The 17,502-nt window shown below is 68.8% G+C and carries 18 protein-coding genes and 1 pseudogene; 9 read left to right on the top strand and 10 right to left on the bottom strand.

Annotated elements, in window-relative coordinates:
- Positions 1-83: 83 nt before the first annotated feature.
- Both ABT130_RS02975 and ABT130_RS02970 read left to right on the top strand, forming a co-directional pair.
- A complete protein-coding gene (locus ABT130_RS02975; protein WP_350952318.1) occupies positions 84-347 on the top strand; it encodes a hypothetical protein in 264 nt (87 codons plus the stop codon).
- Complete coding sequence (locus ABT130_RS02970) at positions 344-841, top strand: ATP-binding protein (RefSeq protein WP_350952316.1); 498 nt, start codon at positions 344-346, stop codon at positions 839-841. The genes ABT130_RS02975 and ABT130_RS02970 overlap by 4 nt, the downstream gene beginning before the upstream one ends.
- A gap of 385 nt (positions 842-1,226) precedes the next feature.
- On the opposite strand, the gene ABT130_RS02965 is transcribed toward ABT130_RS02970, so the two are convergent.
- Entirely contained in the window at positions 1,227-2,048 is an 822-nt protein-coding gene (locus ABT130_RS02965; protein ID WP_350952314.1) for an SDR family NAD(P)-dependent oxidoreductase, read from the bottom strand.
- Positions 2,049-2,184: 136 nt separating this feature from the next.
- On the opposite strand from ABT130_RS02965, the gene ABT130_RS02960 reads away from it, so the two are divergent.
- Positions 2,185-2,784 (top strand): TetR/AcrR family transcriptional regulator, encoded by a 600-nt coding sequence (locus tag ABT130_RS02960; RefSeq protein ID WP_350952312.1) that lies wholly within the window; start codon positions 2,185-2,187, stop codon positions 2,782-2,784.
- Between the two features lie 107 nt (positions 2,785-2,891).
- Here the strand turns inward: ABT130_RS02960 and ABT130_RS02955 are convergent, their stop codons facing one another.
- Complete coding sequence (locus ABT130_RS02955; RefSeq protein ID WP_350952310.1) at positions 2,892-4,376, bottom strand: MFS transporter; 1,485 nt, start codon at positions 4,374-4,376, stop codon at positions 2,892-2,894.
- A 66-nt stretch (positions 4,377-4,442) separates the two neighbouring features.
- Here ABT130_RS02955 and ABT130_RS02950 point away from each other — a divergent pair, with 66 nt between their 5' ends.
- Together ABT130_RS02950 and ABT130_RS02945 are read left to right on the top strand one after the other, a co-directional pair.
- Positions 4,443-4,778 carry an ATP-binding protein gene (locus ABT130_RS02950; protein ID WP_350952376.1) on the top strand — a complete coding sequence of 112 codons (336 nt, stop codon included), beginning with the start codon at positions 4,443-4,445 and terminating at the stop codon, positions 4,776-4,778.
- A gap of 166 nt (positions 4,779-4,944) precedes the next feature.
- Complete coding sequence (locus ABT130_RS02945) at positions 4,945-6,993, top strand: sensor histidine kinase (protein ID WP_350952308.1); 2,049 nt, start codon at positions 4,945-4,947, stop codon at positions 6,991-6,993.
- Here ABT130_RS02945 and ABT130_RS02940 read toward each other — a convergent pair.
- Positions 6,990-7,598, bottom strand: a complete 609-nt coding sequence (locus ABT130_RS02940) for a response regulator transcription factor (protein WP_350952306.1) — start codon at positions 7,596-7,598, stop codon at positions 6,990-6,992. The genes ABT130_RS02945 and ABT130_RS02940 overlap by 4 nt on opposite strands.
- 97 nt (positions 7,599-7,695) lie before the next feature.
- On the opposite strand from ABT130_RS02940, the gene ABT130_RS02935 reads away from it, so the two are divergent.
- Positions 7,696-8,427, top strand: coding sequence for an ABC transporter ATP-binding protein (locus tag ABT130_RS02935; RefSeq protein WP_350912926.1), 732 nt, complete (start codon positions 7,696-7,698; stop codon positions 8,425-8,427).
- Positions 8,427-10,769: an ABC transporter permease gene (locus ABT130_RS02930; protein ID WP_350952304.1), complete on the top strand. Its 2,343-nt coding sequence runs from the start codon at positions 8,427-8,429 to the stop codon at positions 10,767-10,769. The genes ABT130_RS02935 and ABT130_RS02930 overlap by 1 nt, the downstream gene beginning before the upstream one ends.
- A 120-nt stretch (positions 10,770-10,889) precedes the next feature.
- On the opposite strand, the gene ABT130_RS02925 is transcribed toward ABT130_RS02930, so the two are convergent.
- Together ABT130_RS02925 and ABT130_RS02920 are read right to left on the bottom strand one after the other, a co-directional pair.
- Positions 10,890-11,660, bottom strand: coding sequence for an RNA polymerase sigma factor (locus tag ABT130_RS02925; RefSeq protein WP_350952374.1), 771 nt, complete (start codon positions 11,658-11,660; stop codon positions 10,890-10,892).
- Entirely contained in the window at positions 11,588-12,865 is a 1,278-nt protein-coding gene (locus ABT130_RS02920) for an RNA-guided endonuclease InsQ/TnpB family protein (protein WP_350952302.1), read from the bottom strand. Before ABT130_RS02920 ends, ABT130_RS02925 begins: the two co-directional genes overlap by 73 nt.
- A 9-nt stretch (positions 12,866-12,874) precedes the next feature.
- Here ABT130_RS02920 and tnpA point away from each other — a divergent pair.
- Positions 12,875-13,310 (top strand): annotated as a pseudogene (tnpA, locus tag ABT130_RS02915) (IS200/IS605 family transposase).
- Between the two features lie 14 nt (positions 13,311-13,324).
- On the opposite strand, the gene ABT130_RS47710 reads toward tnpA, so the two are convergent.
- The 5 genes from ABT130_RS47710 to ABT130_RS02895 all read right to left on the bottom strand — a co-directional run bounded on the left by ABT130_RS47710 (position 13,325) and on the right by ABT130_RS02895 (position 15,654).
- Positions 13,325-13,642, bottom strand: a complete 318-nt coding sequence (locus tag ABT130_RS47710; RefSeq protein WP_502992059.1) for a sigma factor-like helix-turn-helix DNA-binding protein — start codon at positions 13,640-13,642, stop codon at positions 13,325-13,327.
- A 78-nt stretch (positions 13,643-13,720) separates the two neighbouring features.
- Positions 13,721-13,987, bottom strand: a complete 267-nt coding sequence (locus ABT130_RS47705; protein ID WP_451935470.1) for a sigma factor — start codon at positions 13,985-13,987, stop codon at positions 13,721-13,723.
- A complete protein-coding gene (locus ABT130_RS02905) occupies positions 13,984-14,322 on the bottom strand; it encodes a YciI family protein (protein ID WP_350952300.1) in 339 nt (112 codons plus the stop codon). The genes ABT130_RS47705 and ABT130_RS02905 overlap by 4 nt, the downstream gene beginning before the upstream one ends.
- A gap of 7 nt (positions 14,323-14,329) precedes the next feature.
- A complete protein-coding gene (locus ABT130_RS02900) occupies positions 14,330-14,689 on the bottom strand; it encodes a YciI family protein (protein WP_350913425.1) in 360 nt (119 codons plus the stop codon).
- A gap of 224 nt (positions 14,690-14,913) precedes the next feature.
- The gene (locus tag ABT130_RS02895) at positions 14,914-15,654 is read right to left on the bottom strand and encodes a serpin family protein (protein WP_350952298.1); all 741 of its coding nucleotides are present in this window, start codon (positions 15,652-15,654) and stop codon (positions 14,914-14,916) included.
- A gap of 332 nt (positions 15,655-15,986) precedes the next feature.
- Here ABT130_RS02895 and ABT130_RS02890 point away from each other — a divergent pair, with 332 nt between their 5' ends.
- Positions 15,987-17,300 (top strand): leucine-rich repeat domain-containing protein, encoded by a 1,314-nt coding sequence (locus tag ABT130_RS02890; RefSeq protein ID WP_350952296.1) that lies wholly within the window; start codon positions 15,987-15,989, stop codon positions 17,298-17,300.
- Positions 17,301-17,502: the final 202 nt, after the last annotated feature.

The following is a 17,502-nucleotide window of genomic DNA, read 5'->3' as shown; positions in this document are numbered from 1 at the left end:
GGTAGCTTATCGGAGTGTAATCGAATGACTACAGAAGCGGTGGGGTGATGGAGATACCGGGGCGAGAGCGCGATCCGCAACAAGTGCAGTACATCCACCTCGTACGGCTTGGCTGGGACCTGCGGGTTCTTGGGGTGGCCACCTCGGTGGTCGTTCCCGTCGGCGGGGCGCCGGTGTTGGAGATCATGTCTTCTACCGGGGTTCGGCTCCGGATCCAGGTCACCCGCCGGGCCTGTGGCTGGGTCTTCGTCTGGCGGCCGTGGTGGTCGGTAATCTGGCGACGTGACTGGATCTGGGCCGAGGCCGACAACGCGGCCGACATGATCGCATCGGCGGTGACCGCGTGAGCGCGCGGGGACATGACGGCCCCAGCGCGGCAGACGCGGCGGTCAAGCGCTGGGACGGGCTTCGGATCGTGGGTCAGCGGGACTTTCCCGGCATCGCGCAGTCAGCGGGGGCCGCTCGCAAGTGGGTGCTGGAACTCCTGGACGGCCATGCGACCGCCGAGACGCTGGAAACGCTCGAACTGCTGGTCAGCGAGGTGGTGACCAACGCCGTCCTGCACAGCGACTCGGCCAGGCCCGGCGGGCTGGTGACGGTCCGGGTGGGGTTGGACGACGGCCTGATCCACATCGAGGTGATCGACGACGGCTCGGCCACCAGCGTGCCCGCGATCCGGACGGCCGACGACGACAGCCTCACTGGGCGCGGCCTGAGCTGGGTGAATCTCCTGGCGAGCACATGGGGCAGCAGCCAGAACGACGAAACCGGCGGAACGGTCTGGTTCCAGCTCGGGCAGAGCCCCCTCTCATCAGGACACAATCCCCTTCCCGCACGGTGAAGGCAGTCGGTGCGACTATGGTGACCCCCAAGAGCGCGCCGGTCTTGTCCGGCAACCGGTCGTTCATCGATCGGTGATCTGCTCGCCCAAGCGGATGCGCGGGTCGCCGCCGACTACATCGAACGAATCACCGCAGGACCTGACCTCGTACGGAGTCGAGGTAACTCGCCGTCAGCCAGGCGAGCGCGGCGGCGGGCGATACCAGCGGATCGCTGCCGACAGGGCGCAGGCGTGATCGTGGAGCCCGGTCTCGCGGGTGAAGACAAGGTGACCAGAGCGCGCATGACCAATGCGGCCACCTCGTCCGGCGGCGACTGGAAGGCCACGAACAAGAGGTGTCCACGGTGCGGGGGATTCCCAGCCGGCGCCACCTCGCGTTCGCCGGTCAGCCCGGGGCCTTGCGGCTGAGGTGTTCCCAGGCGCGGTACTCCTCGGTGCGGGCCTGATCCATCTGCTGGACGAGGTCGTAGGAGTGACCGCCGACGATCAGCCGCCGCGGCGGATCCGGCAGGTCGACCAACTCCATGATGACGGGAGCGGCCGTACCGGGGGCGGGACCGGCGTCCTCGCCCCACATCTCGGCCAGCTTGACCCGCAGGGGCTCGTAGGCCGGATGAGCCTGTGTCGTCGTGGTGCCCACCGTGAACAGCCCGGTGTCGTACCCGCCCATCTGGACGATGGTGACCTTGATGCCGAAGGGCTCGACCTCCATCGCCAGCGCCTCGCTGACCGAGTCGAGCGCCGCCTTGCCCGCCCCGTAGAACCCGACTGAGGCGAAACCGCCGCCGGAGCCCATCGAGGTGACCTGGAGAATGCGCCCGGAACCCTGCGCCCGCAGATACGGGACGACGGCTTGGGCGACCCAGACCGCACCGAAGAGGTTGACGTCGAAATGGGCCCGGATCTGCTCCTCGGTGGCCTCCTCCAGCATGCCGTACAGCAGGCCGCCGGCGTTGTTGACCACGATGTCGAGTCTGCCGAAGGCCGCCACCGCCCGGTCCACCCCCTCCCGCACGGCCGTGCGGTCGGAGACGTCCAGCGGCAGCCGTACGAGGCTGCCCGGATACTCCTCGGCCAGTTCCGCGAGTGGATCGACATTGCGGGCAGCGGCCACGACCCGGTCTCCCGCGGCCAGTGCGGCCTCAGTGAACGCCCTGCCCAGGCCCCGGGACGCGCCGGTGATGAACCATACTCGGCCGTTCGTCACAGGCCCTCACCTCCTTTGGATCGCCTCTCAAGACGAGACGTTACGTCTCGTCATGTTGCGATCCCTAATCTGCACCCGCTTCCCCATCATGTCAAGACGGACCGTCTCGTCTTGTCCATCTGCTATCCTCAGCGGCATGTCCACCGCCAAGAAACCGAACCCTGCCCGCCGCAGTGAGCGGTCGCGGCGGGCGATTCTGGAGGCCGCGCGCGAACTGGTCTCCGAAGTGGGGTACACGAAGGTCTCGATCGAGGCCATCGCCGCACGGGCCGGCGTGGGCAAGCAGACGATCTACCGGTGGTGGCGGTCCAAGGGAGCCGTGGTCTTCGACTCCTTCCTCGCGCTCAGCGAGGGGGCCCACGGGGAGGGGATGACGCTGCCCGACACCGGCGACATCGAGGCCGACCTCAAGGTCGTCATGCGCGCGACCGTCGCCGAGTTCGCCGATCCGGACTTCGAGGCGCCGATCCGGGCGCTCAACACGGAGATCATCAACGATCCCGACCTCGCCGCCCAGTACCGCGAGAAGCTGGCCGACCCCGTCGACGAGGCCAAGAAGGCCCGGCTGCGCAGCGCGCAGCGAGCGGGCCAGATCGCGGCGGACGCCGATCTCGACCTGGTACTCGAACTGCTCTACGCCCCCCTCTACCAGCGCTGGCTGCACCGCTCCGGACCGCTCACGCCCGAGTACGCCGACGCCCTCGTGGACCTCACCCTCAAGGCGTTCCGCCCCTGAGACCCCGGCCGCGCGAGGAGCGAAGCGGGCTCCGGCCGGGCACCGCTACCTCCATCGCGATCAGTAGCCCTGCGCGAGCTGTCGCAACAGCTCCGTCTCGCGCCTGCTCAGCGAGTCGACGTGGATAGTGCGGCCGGGACGGTCCGGGTTGCCGGGCGCATGGTCAGGATCAGTACGGCCAGCCCGGCGAAGATGACCGCGGCGACGACGCCGGTCATGTGCAGGCCGGCGGTGAACGCCTCCCGCGCGGTGTGCAGCAGTTCCGCGCCCTGGTCGGCGGGAAGGTGCCGGCTGGCGGCGACCGCGCCGGCCAGCGAGTCGGACGTGCCGTCCATCCGGCTGCGGTAGACCACCGCGGCCACCACACCGAGCAGCGCGAAACCGAGCGAACCACCGAGGTAGTTGCCGGTCTCCGACATCGACGCCGCCGAGCCGGCGCGCTCCGGTGGTACGGACCCGACGACCAGCCCGGTGCCCAGCGCGAACAGCGGGCCGGTGCCCAGCGCCAGTACGGTGATGCCGATCATCACCAGCGGCAGGGCGCTCGCACCGTCGACGCCGACCAGCAGCAGGCTGCCCAGCGCCGACCCCACCAGCCCACCGGCGATCGCGGTCGTCTGCTTCATCCGCCGGCCCAGCACCGGCGCGGCCATGGTGCCGACCGCCACGCCCAGGCCCATCGGTGCGAACAGCACCGCCGACGCGAACGGCGAGAAGCCCAGCACGCTCTGCAGGTACTGGGTCACCAGCAGGCCGGTACCGGCCATGGCGATGCCGGCGAAGGCCAGCCCGACGAGTACGGCCGTGAACGGGCGGTTGCGGAGCAGTCGCAGGTCCAGCAGCGGCGCCTCCAGCCGCAGTTGCCGGCGTACGAACAGGAATCCGATGGCTGCGCCGACGACGAGGGCCACCGCCGGCACGACCGGCACGCTCTCGACGGTCAGCTGCTTGAAGCCGTAGACCATCAAAAACACCGCCACGAGCGACAGCCCGACGCTGGCCAGGTCCAGCCGGCCGGCCTGGTCGCTGCGGAACTCCGGCAGCAGGACCGGCCCGGCGAGCAGCAGCAACGCCATCGCCGGCACGGCGACCAGGAACACCGATCCCCACCAGAAGTGCTGAAGCAGGAATCCGGCGAGTACGGGTCCGAGCGCGCCACCGGTGAACTGGCAGGTCGCCCAGATCGCGATGGCCTGCCCGCGCCGCCGTTCGTCGCGGAACATGTTGGTGATCAAGGAAAGTGTGGACGGCGCCAGGGTCGCGCCGGCGATGCCCAGCAGCGCACGCGTGACGATCAGCATCAGCGGGTTGACCGCGAAGGCGGCCACGACCGACAGCACCGCGAACGCCGCCCCGCCGATCATCAGCAGCCGTCGGCGGCCGATCCGGTCGCCGAGCGTACCCATCGTGATGACGAAGCCGGCCACCATGAATCCGTAGCCGTCACTGATCCACAGCTGCTGGACGTTGGTGGCACCCAGGTCGGCAGCCAGCTGTGGGAGCGCGAGGAGCAACGCCGTCGTGTCTATCGCGACGAGCAATGTCGGCAGTATGAGGATGACCAGTCCCAGCCAGGCCCGGTTGACTCGCATATCCGAAACTCCCTGTTCTCTCGACGTTTCGCCGGTTAGTCGGAGCGGCCGAGAGCTTCTTGACACCTGGACGGCCATGCGACCGCCGAGACACTGGAAACGCTCGAACTGCTGGTCAGCGAGGTGGTGACCAACGCTGTCCTGCACAGCGACTCGGCCAGGCCCGGCGGGCTGGTGACGGTCCGGGTGGGGTTGGGCGACAGCCTGATCCACATCGAGGTGATCGACGACGGCTCGGCCACCAGCGTGCCCGCGATCCGGACGGCCGACGACGACAGCCTCACTGGGCGCGGCCTGAGCTGGGTGAATCTCCTGGCGAGCACATGGGGCAGCAGCCAGAACGACGAAACCGGCGGAACGGTCTGGTTCCAGCTCGGGCACAGTCCCCTTTCCTCCCCCTGAAGGCGGCCGCTGAGACCACGGCGACACCCAAGAGCGCGAAGGTCTTGTCCGACAACCAGGCGATGACACACGACGGCGCGGTTCTGCCGGAAACCAGGGCACCTGTGCGAGGAACATCGCCCCCATGTGGTGATATAGCGATCCGTCATGATTCTGGAGGGTTGTTGTGTCGCGTCGTGCACGCTGGATCGTCATCGCCGTGCTCGCCGGGTTCTCCAGCGTCTACGTGTTAGCCGCCCCCTACGGCATCCTTCTGGCGGGCCCGATGTTCGCCATGCAGCTGCCGTACGTCCTGCGGCTCTCCCGTCCCGCTCGCCTCCTTCCCGCCCAGACCGTGATCGCCTACGCCGCCACGGCCTGGTTGGACATGTCGGTCGGCCTGCTCGGCTTCCTCGGCGGCTCGCTGCTGCTGACCCGGCTCTGGCCGCTGGCGATCCCCGTCGCGGTGAGCGCTGCGATCATCGATCGTGAATCGCTCGACTCCACGATCTCCATGATCCTCATCTCGCTGGTCATCTACGGTCTGACGCGGCTCGTCGAGCAGGTCGACGAGGTGCAGGCCACCAGGCTCGCCCTGGCCGCCGCAGCGGTGTCGGAGGAACGGCTACGCATTGCCGCCCAGCTCAACGACGGTCTTGGCCGGGGCCTGACAGGGATCACCCAGGGGTTGTCGGCCGAGGATCCCAGCCGTGAGTCCATCGCCGAGGTTGTCGGCGCCGCGCGCCGGGCCCTGGCCGAGGCCAGGGCCGCGGCTTCCGGCTACCGCGCCACCTCGCTGGCGCCCGAGATCACCACGGCTCGGGCGATGCTGAGCGCCGCCGGCATCCCCGTCGAGATCCAGATCGGCCACACCGAACCGCTCGGTCCCCCGGGGGCGCTGCTCGCGGCGGTGTTGCGGGAGTCGGTCACCCAGGTCGTACGGCACGGCGGCGCCACCTTCTGCGCGATCGAGACCCGCGTCCTCGCCCATCAGGTACGGCTCCGTGTAACGAACGACGGCGTGCCCAACGCCGGCGACGAACTCCTCGGCGACCTGCCCGCCCGGCTTGCGGAGGCAGGCGGCACCCTCACCACCAGCCTGTCACCCCAGGGCCACCATGTCGTCGAGGCCATGCTCCCGCAGCCGGCCGAAGAGAGCGCCACCCTGTACGACGAGGAGCACGCCTACGCTCTGTCGATCAGCCTCCTGACCGCCATCCTCGTGGGCTTCAGCACCAAGGCACTGCTCCAGGTCCCCTCCAGCCTGCTCATCCCCGGCCTCGTCCTGCTGGCGGCGATCGTCTTCGTGCAACTGCGCTCGGTCAGGGGACGGCACACGGTGGGACTGCTGGTCATGGCGGCGCTGACGTACGCGCCGATAGCGCTGTTCGGCCAGGCCTGGCTGGGCATCCCCGGGTTCCTGGCCGGGCCACTGCTGCTCGTCTTCCCGTGGGCATGGGGGCTGCACCTGGTGGCGGGGGTGATGGCCAGCGTGGCGGTGATCGGCTTCCTGCTCGGGCTGCCGACACCCGTCGTGGTCAACTACACGGTGAGCACACTGGTGACGGGACTGGTCATCTACAGCCTGAGCAGGCTCGCCCAGGTAGTGAAGGAGTTGCGGGAGGCCAAGGAGGAGCTGGCCAGGACCGCGGTCGTCGAAGAACGGCTGCGCGCCGCCCGCGACCTGCACGACCTGCTCGGGCACAGCCTGGCGGCAATCTTGCTGAAGTGCGAGCTGGCCAGGCGGCTCGACGCTCCGCGGGCGCGGGTGGAGCTCGCCGAGGCTCTGGAGATGGCCGAGCGGGCCAAGGCTGATCTGCGCGCCGTGTCCGGTGGGCAGCTGGAGTTGGAGCTCGCCGCCGAGGCGGAGTCCGCGCGCTCCGTGCTGACGGCCGCGGGGATTGAGGTGTCGTTGTCACTTGGGCACGAGACGCTCGCCTCCGGCGCCGAGACCGTGCTGAGCGCGGTGCTGCGTGAGGCGGTCACCAATGTGCTCAGGCACAGCTCCGCACGACACTGCGCGATAGCGACGGCGACGGAGGGGAAGGGGGTACGGCTGCGCGTCCGCAATGACGGGGTGACCTCGGTGAAGGGGCGTCCTGGTTCGGCGGGGGTGGGGAATCTGACCACCCGGCTCGAGACCCTGGGCGGGCGGCTCGCCACCTCGCACGGGGAAGGGCGGTTCGAGCTGACGGCCTGGGCTCCGTACGAGGACGCCGCGGTGGGTAGCCGTTAGATCCAGCCGGCTTCGGTGGCGATGCGGACGGCGTCGGTGCGGTTGCGGGCGTTGAGTTTGGTGGTGATCGTCGTCAGGTAGTTGCGGACGGTCCCCGCGCTCAGGAAGAGCTGGGCCGCGATGTCGGTGGCGCCGGCGCCCGAGGCGGTCAGGCGCAGCACGTCGGCCTCGCGCGCGGTCAGGGGGTTGTCGGCCAGGTCCCAGGCGGTGACGGCGAGGGAGGGGTCGAGCACGCGCTGCCCCGCGGCGACCTTGCGGATCGCGGCGACGAGCTCCTCGGGTGGGGCGGTCTTGAGGAGGAAGCCGTCCACCTGGGCGGCGAGCGCCCTGCGCAGGTGGGCAGGCTTGCCGTACCCGGTCAGCATCAGGATGCGGCAGCCGGGCAGCCGCGCGTGGAGCTCGGCTGCGGCGGCCAGCCCGTCCAGGGTGCCCGGCATGTCGATGTCCATGACGGCCACGTCCGGGCGGTGGGCCAGGGCGGAGGGCACGGCGGCGTCACCGGAGTCGACAGAGTCGACGATCTCCAGGTCGTCCTCGAGGCCGAGGAGCGCGACGAGGGCGCCGCGGATGACGTGCTGATCTTCGGCGATAAGGACTCTGATCACAAGGAATGTCTACCAGTGTCCGAATCATGATGATGTCATGTCGAACGCGTGATGATCTCTCTGGAGGGAGAAAGCACAGCTCAGCAGAGTAGAGGGCATGACAGATGTAGTGAGCATGGACGCGGTGAGCAAGGTGTACGGGAAGGGCCAGAGCGCTGTCGCCGCCCTGCGGGAGGTGTCGGTGGCGATCCCGCGCGGAACCTTCACCGCGGTGATGGGCCCGTCGGGGTCGGGCAAGAGCACGTTCCTGCACTGCGCGGCAGGGCTGGACGTGCCGAGCTCCGGTTCCGTACGGCTGGGCGGCACCGAGCTGGCCGGGATGAACGAGACCAGGCTCACCGAGCTGCGCAGGCAGCGGGTCGGATTCGTGTTTCAGATGTTCAACCTGGTCTCCTCGCTGACCGTGCTGGAGAACATCACGCTGCCGCTGCGACTGGCGGGAGTCCGTCCTGACCAGGCCTGGCTGTCGGAGGTTGTGAACCGGGTCGGGCTGGAGGGCCGGACCACGCACCGCCCGGCCCAGTTGTCGGGCGGGCAGCAGCAGCGGGTGGCGATCGCCAGGGCGCTGGTGACCAGGCCCGAAGTGGTCTTCGGCGACGAGCCGACGGGCGCGCTGGACACGATGACCGCGCGCGAGGTGCTCGGCCTGCTGCGCGACGTGGTGTCCGTGATGGGGCAGACGGTGGTGATGGTGACACACGACCCGGTGGCGGCGTCGTACGCCGACACCGTCCTGTTCCTGGCCGATGGTCGGATCGTGGACACGATGGCCGCGCCGACCGCCGACAAGGTGGCCGTTCGCATGACGCACCTGGGGGCGTGGGTCTGATGTTCTCTTTCGCACTGAAGTCCTTGCGCCATCGCAAGGGCGCCTTCGCCGGGGCGTTCGTGGCCCTGTTCTGTGCGGCCGCGCTGGTCGCGGCCTGCGGCATGCTGCTGGAGACCGGACTGCGGGGCCGCGTGGCCCCCGAACGGTACGCGGGCGCCCCGGTGATCGTGGCCGGTGACCAGTTCGTCCGCGAGACGATCGACAAGGGTGACGGCAAGACCAAGTCCAAGGCCAAGCCGCTGGCCGAACGCCGCTGGATTCCGGCCACCGTGGCCGACCGGCTGAAGCAGGCGCCCGGCGTGGACAAGGTGGTCACCGAGGTGACCTTTCCCTTCCAGAACTTCCTCGCGCACGGTTGGGAATCGGCGCCCCTCACCCCCTTCACCATCAAGGCGGGCAGGGCGCCGGAAGGCCACGACGAGGTAGTCGTGGACGCCCGTGCGGACATCCCTGTGGGAGCGAAAATCGGTGCTTACACCGTCGTGGGTGTCACCGAGCAGGCCCTGCCGAGCCAGGACACGATCTTCTTCAGCACCGCCGAGGCGCGCAGGCTGGCCGGGCGCGACGGGCTGGTGAGCGCCATCGGCGTCTTCCCGCGGATGGCGGTCGCGACCACGCCGGGCGCGGTGGCCTACACCGGAGACGATCGTGGCACCGTGGAGTTCATCGACGCGGAGAAGTCGCGGGTGAAGTTGATCAGCTTGGGTGGCGCGATGGGCGGCACCTCGCTGCTGGTGGCGATCCTGGTGGTGGTCGGCACCTTCGCGCTGTCGATCCAGCAGCGCCAGCGCGAGCTCGCCCTGCTGCGGGCGGTCGCGGCGACGCCGAGGCAGATCCGCAAGCTGATCGGCGGTGAGGCGCTGATGGTCAGCCTGGGCGCAGGCACGCTGGGTGCGCTCACCGGGCTGGGGCTGGGCTTCTGGCTGCGCTCCAGGTTCGTGGCGCTGGGCGCGATGCCGGAGAATCTGGCCCTGGTTCTCAGTCCGTTCCCGATCTTCGCGGCGCTTCTGGCGACCGTGGGCGCCGCCTGGGCCGCGGCTCGCGTCTCGGCCCGCCGTACCACGCGCATCCGCCCGGTCGAGGCGCTGGGCGACGCGGCTCTGCCGAGCGCGCGGCTGCCCTGGGGCCGGCTGGTGCTCGGCCTGCTGATCGTGGCCGGCAGCGTGGTGCTGACCGTGCTCCTGTCGGGCCTGACCACCGAGGCGGCCTCGAGCCCGGTGACCATGTTCACCGCGTTGCTGTGGATAATCGCCGTGGCGGTGCTCGGCCCGCTGCTGGCCAGGACGGCCACGGCGGTCCTGTCCGTGCCGCTGCGGACCTCCCGGGTGGGCGGCTGGCTGGCGGCCAAGAACCTCGGCTCGAGTGCCAAGCGCCTGGCCTCGGTCATCGTGCCTCTGGGGCTCATGGTCGCGATGACCTGCACGATCCTGTTCGTCCAGACCACCATGCAGAACGCCGCCCAGGTCCAGGCCGAGTCGGGCACCAAGGCCGACTACGTCATCCCCGGTGGCTCGGCCGCGGCGGTCAGAAAGGTGGCGGGCGTGACGGCGGTGACCGAGGTGGTGCGCACCTCGGTGCGGATCGGGCTGACGAAGTACGGCGCGCAGGCCGTGACTCCGGAAGGCCTGGACCAGACCATGGACCTGGGCGTGACCGCGGGCTCGATCAGGAACCTGAGTAAGGACTCTCTCGCCGTGAGCCGCACGACCGCCGGCCAACTGGGTGTCAAACCCGGCGACACCGTCAGGCTCACCCTCGGCGACGGCACTCCGGCCAAGCTGACGGTGGCCGCGGTCTATACGCGCGGCCTGGGCTTCGGCGACATCACCCTCGCCCACGGCCTGGTGGCCGAGCACGTGGACGACCCGAGGCCGTCGCTCCTGGTCGCGGGCCGGAGCGCCGAACTCGACGGGTTCAAGGCGATCCGGGCCACGGAGATCCAGTTGGGCAACGCCGAGGTGAACTACGTGGCCATGGGCCTGATCATCGCCTTCGCCGCCATCGCCGTGGTCAACACGCTGGCCATGTCGACCTCGGACCGATCGCGCGAGCTCGCCCTGCTCCGCCTGGTGGGCACCACCAGGCGCCAGGTGCTGCGCATGCTGCGCCTGGAGACGCTGACCGCGGTGCTGATCGCCACGGTGTTCGGCTCGGCGATCGCGCTGGCGACGTTGTCGGCCTTCAGCCTGGGCATGACCGGCTCCGCCGTACCGTCGGTGTCTCCCGTCACCTACCTGGTGGTGGTCGCGGTGGCGACGGGACTCGCCCTGATCGCCACCGAGGTACCCGCCAGACTGGCGCTCAGACAGCACCCCGCCGAAGCCATCGGCGCCCGACAGTAGCCTGACAAAGCTCCACCTCGACCGGCCGCGCCGACGACGGGCGATATCGTTCGGCGCGTAAGCGGCGGCATTGGGCTGCGTCCACCGGTCCCCGTCGAGCAGGCGCGTTCTCGCCGGCTGCTATCGCTCCAACCTGCCTGCCCTGTCCCGCAGGTAGCGCTGTTCGGGAAGGCTCGTGGTACGCCGGGCCGCCAGCCGGTAGTTCTCTCGTGCGGCGGCGTACTCGCCCGCCAGTTCCTGAAGGTGGGCACGGACGGCATAGAGGCGGTGGTGGCGGGCGATCCGGGGGTCACCGTCCAGGCTTTCCAGCAGTTCGAGTCCGGCCTGGGGTCCGCGGGTCATCGCGACCGCGACGGCGTGATTGAGCGTGACCATCGGGTTCGGCGCGATCCGGCCGAGGATCGCATACAGGATGCGGATCTGTTCCCAGTCGGTGTCCTCAGCCCGCGGTGCCTGGACGTGCAGCGCGGCGATTGCCGCCTGGAGATGGTAGGGGCCGAGGGGTGAGGCGGACATGGCGCCGGTGACCAGCGCGGTGCCCTCTTCGATCAGGGCGGCGTCCCACCGCTTCCGGTCCTGCTCGGCCAGCGGTACGAGGACGCCGTCCGGGCCGGTGCGAGCCGCACGGCGGGCGTCGGTCAGCAGCATCAGTGCCAGCAGCCCGGCGACCTCACCGTCATCCGGCAAGGACCGATGCACCATACGGGTGAGCCGGATCGCCTCTGCGGTGAGCTCGCCGCAGTGCAGGTCGGGTCCGGAACTGGCGGTTTGACCTCCTCCCCGGCCTGAAGGCCGGGGATTCTCCCGTCGCGTCGCGGTTAAGCAGCGCGCGGGGGTTGACGCTTCACAGACCGGGTAACCCCGAGGTCTCCACGTCCTGACACCGCTGATCCGTCGGCGTTGTTGATGTTGATCGCGGCGTTGGTGTCGGCGTGGCCGACCCATCCGCACTCAGGGTTGGTGCAGGCGAACACGGTTCCGTTGCGGCTGGCCGGGTCGCGATGGTCGCATCGGTGGCAGGTCTGTGAGGTGCCCGGGGCGGGGACCTTGATGACCTGTCCGCCCCGGTCGGTGCTCTTGTATTCGAGCAGGGTGACGGTCCGGCCCCACGCCTCGCCACTGATTGACCGGTTCAGGCCCGCCTTTTGAGCGACGTTCCTGCCCGGGGCTTCGATCGTGCCCTTGGCGGATGTGACCATGTTGAGGATGGCGAGTTTCTCCACCTTGATCACAGCGAACGTGTCGGCGAGTTCGGTGGTGGTTTGGTGCTGCCAGTCGATGGCCCTGCGCTTGGCTTTCGCGCGCAGCCGGGCGATCTGGTCGTAGGTACGCCGCTCCCGCCCCGAGGGGCGGGTCTTCTTCGGCCGGGACGCGCGCCGGCGAGCCGACGTCTTCTCCAATCGGCGCAGGTGCTCGCGCTCGCCGTCGGTCAGCCAGGAGCCGTGCTCGCGCATCGTTCCGTCCGACAGGGCCAGGGCGACGTTGACGCCCCGGTCGATCCCGACCTGCGGGCCCTGATGCGCGCAGGCGGGCGCGAGGAGGGTTTCGGTGCGAAACACCAGGTGCCAGCCGTCGGCTTCCTTGATCAGGCGTCCGCCGGTCACCTTCCCCGCGGGAGAGTTCTTCCCGACGCCGGGCAGGTCTTTGGTCCAGCGGAACCGGACCCGGCCCACCATCGGCACGGTGAGCGCGCCCCACCTGGCCGACAGGCGGACGATCCGCATGGTGCGGGCCTGCGGCACATCGACCGCCAAGCGGGGCCGGTTCTTCTTGGACTTGAAGGTGGGCCGCTTGGCGGGGTGATCGGGGTTGAAGAAGTTCTCCCACGCCTGCCGATACGTTTTCAGGACGGCTTGGGCGGCCTGGGCGGGCAGCACCGCCAGGAACGGGAAGTCTGCGCGGGCTTGGCGGATCGCCTGGTCGGCCTGGGCCAGGGTCGGCCTTTTGCCGGAGAAATGCGTCCAATAGGCATGCAGGCAGTTCCATACGGTGATCGCGGCGGATGCCTGCTCGTCCAGGAGCGCCGATTGAGCGCGGGTCAGCTCCAGGCGGGCTTTATGTCCGCGCCGCAGCGTGATCAACTCCTGTCCAGCCATGCCGTCATCATGCCTGATCCACTGTTGGGTCATGGCTGGATCCGGCGATGTGAGGACTGCGGGCACGATGTTTTCCTGCTCCACCACGCCCACTTGGTTTTCGTGACCAAGTTCCGGCATCGGGTGTTCACCGGCCCTCACCTGTCCCGCGTGGAAGAAATCATGAGGGATGTGTGCGCCGACTTCGAGGCCGGCCGAGTTCAATGGCGAGAACGACCACGTCCACCTGCTGGTCCACTTTCCACCCAAGGTGGCTCTGTCCAAGCTCGTCAACTCGCTGAAGGGTGTGGCGTCCCGGCGGATGCGACAAGAGTTCCCCGAGTTGGCCGCCCACTACTACCGGGCCAACAAGCTGTGGTCGGGCTCCTACTTCGCCGGGAGCGTCGGCGGCGCACCGTTGTCGATCGTGCGCCAGTACATCGAGCAGCAAAACCGCCCGGTCTAGAGCACGCTCGCGCCCTAGCGGGCACTCACGCGCGGGCCTTCACCCCCGGGCTGAAGCCCGGAGCACCAGCCCGCATTCCGGTAGCCCTCGTTGAAGATCAGGTAGAGCACATGCAGAAGGGCGTCCAGCCGTTTGGCCCGCTCCTGGACGCTCGGCATCTCAAACGACGCACCGACGGCTTTGATCCGCTGCTTGGCACGGCTGATCCGCGGCGCCATGGTGGCCTCCGGCACAAGGAACGCCCGCGCCACCTCGGCGGTGGTGAGCCCGCCGACGGCGCGCAGCGTGAGCGCCACCTGAGAGGCGGGCGTCAGCGCCGGATGACAGCACAGAAACAGCAGCGCGAGCGTGTCGTCCTGGTCTCCCGGGCTTTCCTCGCCGGGCGCCGGCGCGACGGCGGCGTCCGGCGCCTACCGCACCGCCGCGGTGACCTCCCGGCGGCGGCGCGCCTGCTCGCTGCGTACCTGGTCGACCAGGCGGCGGGAGGCGACGGTGACCAGCCAGGCACGCGGGCTGTCCGGAACCCCGTCGGCGGGCCACTGCGTCGCCGCGGCGAGCAGCGCCTCCTGGACCGCGTCCTCGCACTCCTCGAATCCGCCGTAGCGGCGCAGGAGCACGCCGAGGACCTGCGGCGCGAGTTCGCGCAGCAGGTCCCCGAGGCGTTCGGTCGTGCTCACATCTCCATCCCGGCCGAGTCCATCAGCGGCCGCACCTCCACGCCGCCGACCTGACCACTCGGTATCAGGGCGGCCAGTTCCACGGCGCGTTCCCGGCTTTCGCAGTCGACCACGTACTGGCCGACGACATGATCCAGGGGCTGCAGGTACGGGCCCTCGGTCACGGTCAGCACGCCGTCCCGAGCCCGTACGACGGCGCTGATGGACGGATCGGCGAACACGTGAGCACTGATCAGTTCCCCTGCCTGCCCGGCCGTGGCCAGGAACTCCTCATGGTCGAGCCCTCCCCAAGGTAGGGCCGCGGCGCTCAGGTAGAGGCTCAGCAGGAACTTCACCGCGTGCTCAGTCGTCGGCCGTGCCCGCGTAGACCACCGGCCGCACCTCGATGCCGAGGCCCTCGACGCCGGCGTCCGGGATGAGCGCGGCCAGCTCCAGGGCGCGCTCCCGGCTGTCACACTCCACCAGGTAGTAGCCTCCGAGGTACTCCTTGGCCTCAAGGTAGGGCCCGTCCGTCACCGCCGGGACGCCGCCCCGGACCCTGACCACGGCGCTCTGCGACGGGTCGGCCAGCGCGGTGGTGCCGATCATCTCCCCGGACTTCTTGATGGTCTCCATGAACGGGCCGTGGCCGCTCATCACCTCGTTGCGCTCCTCCTCGGTCAGCGCGTCCCAGATCTGCGGGTTGTTGTGCATGATCAACATGAACTTCAACGTCGTCTCCCTCAATGGTCGGGCGGCGCCCCCAAAGGCACCGTTCACCATGGAGTCGGAGCAGGTGCCGCGTTCTTGCGGTACCGGACCGCGAGAATTTCCCGCCCGCTCCGAACACCCGGCCCGGCAGCGAAGTAATCGCCGCCGTCATTGAACACCTCGCCCCGCCCTGCCCCGCCGACCCCTGAGCCCCGCCCGCCGGGGCCGTGCAGGGCTCAGCCCTTCGCGGTCGGGTCGGTGACCTGGCCGATGAACAGCGGGGTCAACGTCGGCCGGTGGATGATCGCGAAGGCGAACGGCCGGTCGGCGCGCACCTCCACCTCCACCTCGGGCACGGGCTCGGGTGGGCCCGTATACCCGAGGGCCAGCGCGGTGACGGCGGCGGCCTCGGTGCCCCACTCGTCCACGGTCACGGTGGCGTGGTGGACCGCCTGGGTCAGGTCGCGGAGCTCCACCGCCTGCCAGCCCTCTCCAGAGGCGTACGGGAGGCTGCCCGTACGGCGGATCAGGTCGGTCCGTACGGCAGTGCCGTCCGCCCGGGTGAAGGCGGCGTTCCGTTCCGACGGGCCGGTGAACGGCGTCTCCCACTCGGCCTTGAGGTACACGGTGTTGGCGATGACAAGCAGGGTCTGCGGCGCCAGGTCGTCGAACACCTTCCTGATCCGCCCGGCCGTCTCCCGTTCGGCCCACGCGTCGATGACCTGGGCGGCGTCCCGGGTGAAGTCCACCTGGCGCACGCCCGTCCCGTACTGGGCGGCGAGCGTGCGCAGGAACCCCCGCTGGACGCTCAGCCCCTCCTGGGTGAACAGCCCGCCCGCGATGGCGACGACCGGCGGCTCCGGCTTAGTCCGTTTGCCCTCAGGACCAGCACGTTTTCCACGTAGAGCGTATCGGCCCAGCGATTGATGGAATCTCGGAATTGGTGAGGCTTCTTCCTCTTTAGAGCCTGCTGACAAAGGGATTTGGTGTGAGGTTTGGGTCAGCAGACCGCAGGGGTGTGGTCATCATCGGGTTGTTGAGTCGCGAATGGGAGCGGGCTCCCGGTAGCGGGGCTTGATCGACAACGGAACGGCCAGTGGCGTTAGCGAGCCGACACGGGCGGAGTTGCCGCCATCCACCGTTCCGATGTCGCTCAAGGCCCGGCCCCAATCCGGTCCGGCCTTCTCCTCGATGTGCTGGAGTGATCTACAAGCCGTTTCCCAGTACCGGCCCCTAGCCTCGTCACCGGCTTGCGCATCTGGCGCGACAGAGCCAAGTCCGGAAACGCCGGCAACGACGAGGAGAAGACATGGTCAGGCCCGAAGACGGCTGGTCGGTCGCCGCCGAACGGATCAGCGACTGCCTGCGAGACGGATCGGCCATACTCGACCTGTCCCATCTCCGCCTGGAGACGATTCCCGAATCGCTCACCGCCCTCACTCACCTGACCGCACTCAACCTGCGCGTCAACAAGCTGACGGTCCTGCCCGAGTGGCTGGGCGACCTCACCGGCCTCACCTTCTTCGACCTGGGCTACAACAAGCTGACCGCTCCGCCCGAGTGGCTGGGCGACCTCACCGCCCTCACCACGCTCGACCTGAGCGGTAACGAGCTGATGGTTCTGCCCGAGTGGCTGGGCAACCTCACCCACCTGAGCGACCTCAACCTGTACAGCAACGAGCTGACCGCTCTGCCCGAGTGGCTGGGCAACCTCACTCACTTGACCAGGCTCGACCTGTACGGCAACGAACTGACCACCCTGCCCGAGTGGCTGGGCAACCTCACCGCCCTCACCTACCTCGACCTGGGCAGTAACGAACTGACCACCCTGCCCGAGTCACTGAGCAACCTCACTCACCTGACCGACCTCGGCCTGTACGACAACAAGCTGACGGTCCTGCCCGAGTGTCTGGGTCACCTCACCGCCCTCACCACGCTCGACCTGAGCGGTAGCGAGCTGAGCCGTAGCGAGCTGACCGGCAACCGGCTGACGGTCCTGCCCGAGTGGCTGGGCAACCTCACCGCCCTCACCACGCTCGACCTGAGCTTCAACAAGCTGACCGCTCTGCCTGAGTCACTGGGCAACCTCACTCACCTGACCGACCTCAACCTGTGCGACAACCGGCTGACTGTCCTACCCGACGCGTTCGGCAACCTCACCGCCCTCACCAAGCTCGACCTGAGCTATAACAAGCTGACCCCTCTTCCGGAGTCACTGGGCGACCTCACCGCCCTCACCAGGCTCGAGCTGACCGGCAACCGGCTGACTGTCCTGCCCGAGTGGCTGGGCAACCTCACCGCCCTCACCTTCCTCGGCCTGGGCTACAACAAGCTGACCGCTCTGCCTGAGTCACTGGGCAACCTCACCGCCCTCAAAAAGCTCAGACTGGGAAGCAACCGGCTGACCGCGCTACCCGACACGTTCGGCGACCTCACCGCCCTCACCGTGCTCGAGCTGAGCAACAACCGGCTGACCACCCTGCCGGAGTGGCTGAGTGACCTCAACGCCCTCACCTTCCTCGACCTGAACGGCAACGAGCTGAGCGTCCCGCCCGAATCGTTGGAGAACCTCGCCGCCTTCCACGAGTTTCACCGGAACGGCTACCGGCTGACCCGCAAATGACAGCGGACTTGAGACGCAGCGCTCTGTTACTTTGTGGCGGACCCGAAGCAGACAAAGCCTGACCATATTGTCCAGCAATCGTCACAAAGGGGAGTCTGCGATTACTGGTGTATCGGTTGTGCACCAGGTCGGCCAGCCCCTCGACGTCGACCGGGACGCGTGACAGATCCGGATCATGCGGATCCCCGCTGCTGATGTACCG

This window comes from Streptosporangium sp. NPDC001681, from assembly GCF_040298085.1.
Lineage (GTDB): Bacteria > Actinomycetota > Actinomycetes > Streptosporangiales > Streptosporangiaceae > Streptosporangium.
The sequence above is the reverse complement of the archived record's forward strand: the minus strand, read 5'-3'. Positions and strand labels throughout refer to the sequence as shown.

Bases quoted from the DNA above. Each gene is read 5' to 3' on its own strand.
- ABT130_RS02960 (WP_350952312.1), top strand. From the start codon at position 2,185: ATGTCCACCGCCAAGAAACCGAACCCTGCCCGCCGCAGTGAGCGGTCG.
- ABT130_RS02955 (WP_350952310.1), bottom strand. From the start codon at position 4,376: ATGCGAGTCAACCGGGCCTGGCTGGGACTGGTCATCCTCATACTGCCG.
- ABT130_RS02935 (WP_350912926.1), top strand. From the start codon at position 7,696: ATGACAGATGTAGTGAGCATGGACGCGGTGAGCAAGGTGTACGGGAAG.
- ABT130_RS02930 (WP_350952304.1), top strand. From the start codon at position 8,427: ATGTTCTCTTTCGCACTGAAGTCCTTGCGCCATCGCAAGGGCGCCTTC.
- ABT130_RS02920 (WP_350952302.1), bottom strand. From the start codon at position 12,865: ATGGCTGGACAGGAGTTGATCACGCTGCGGCGCGGACATAAAGCCCGC.
- ABT130_RS02900 (WP_350913425.1), bottom strand. From the start codon at position 14,689: ATGTTGATCATGCACAACAACCCGCAGATCTGGGACGCGCTGACCGAG.
- ABT130_RS02890 (WP_350952296.1), top strand. From the start codon at position 15,987: ATGGTCAGGCCCGAAGACGGCTGGTCGGTCGCCGCCGAACGGATCAGC.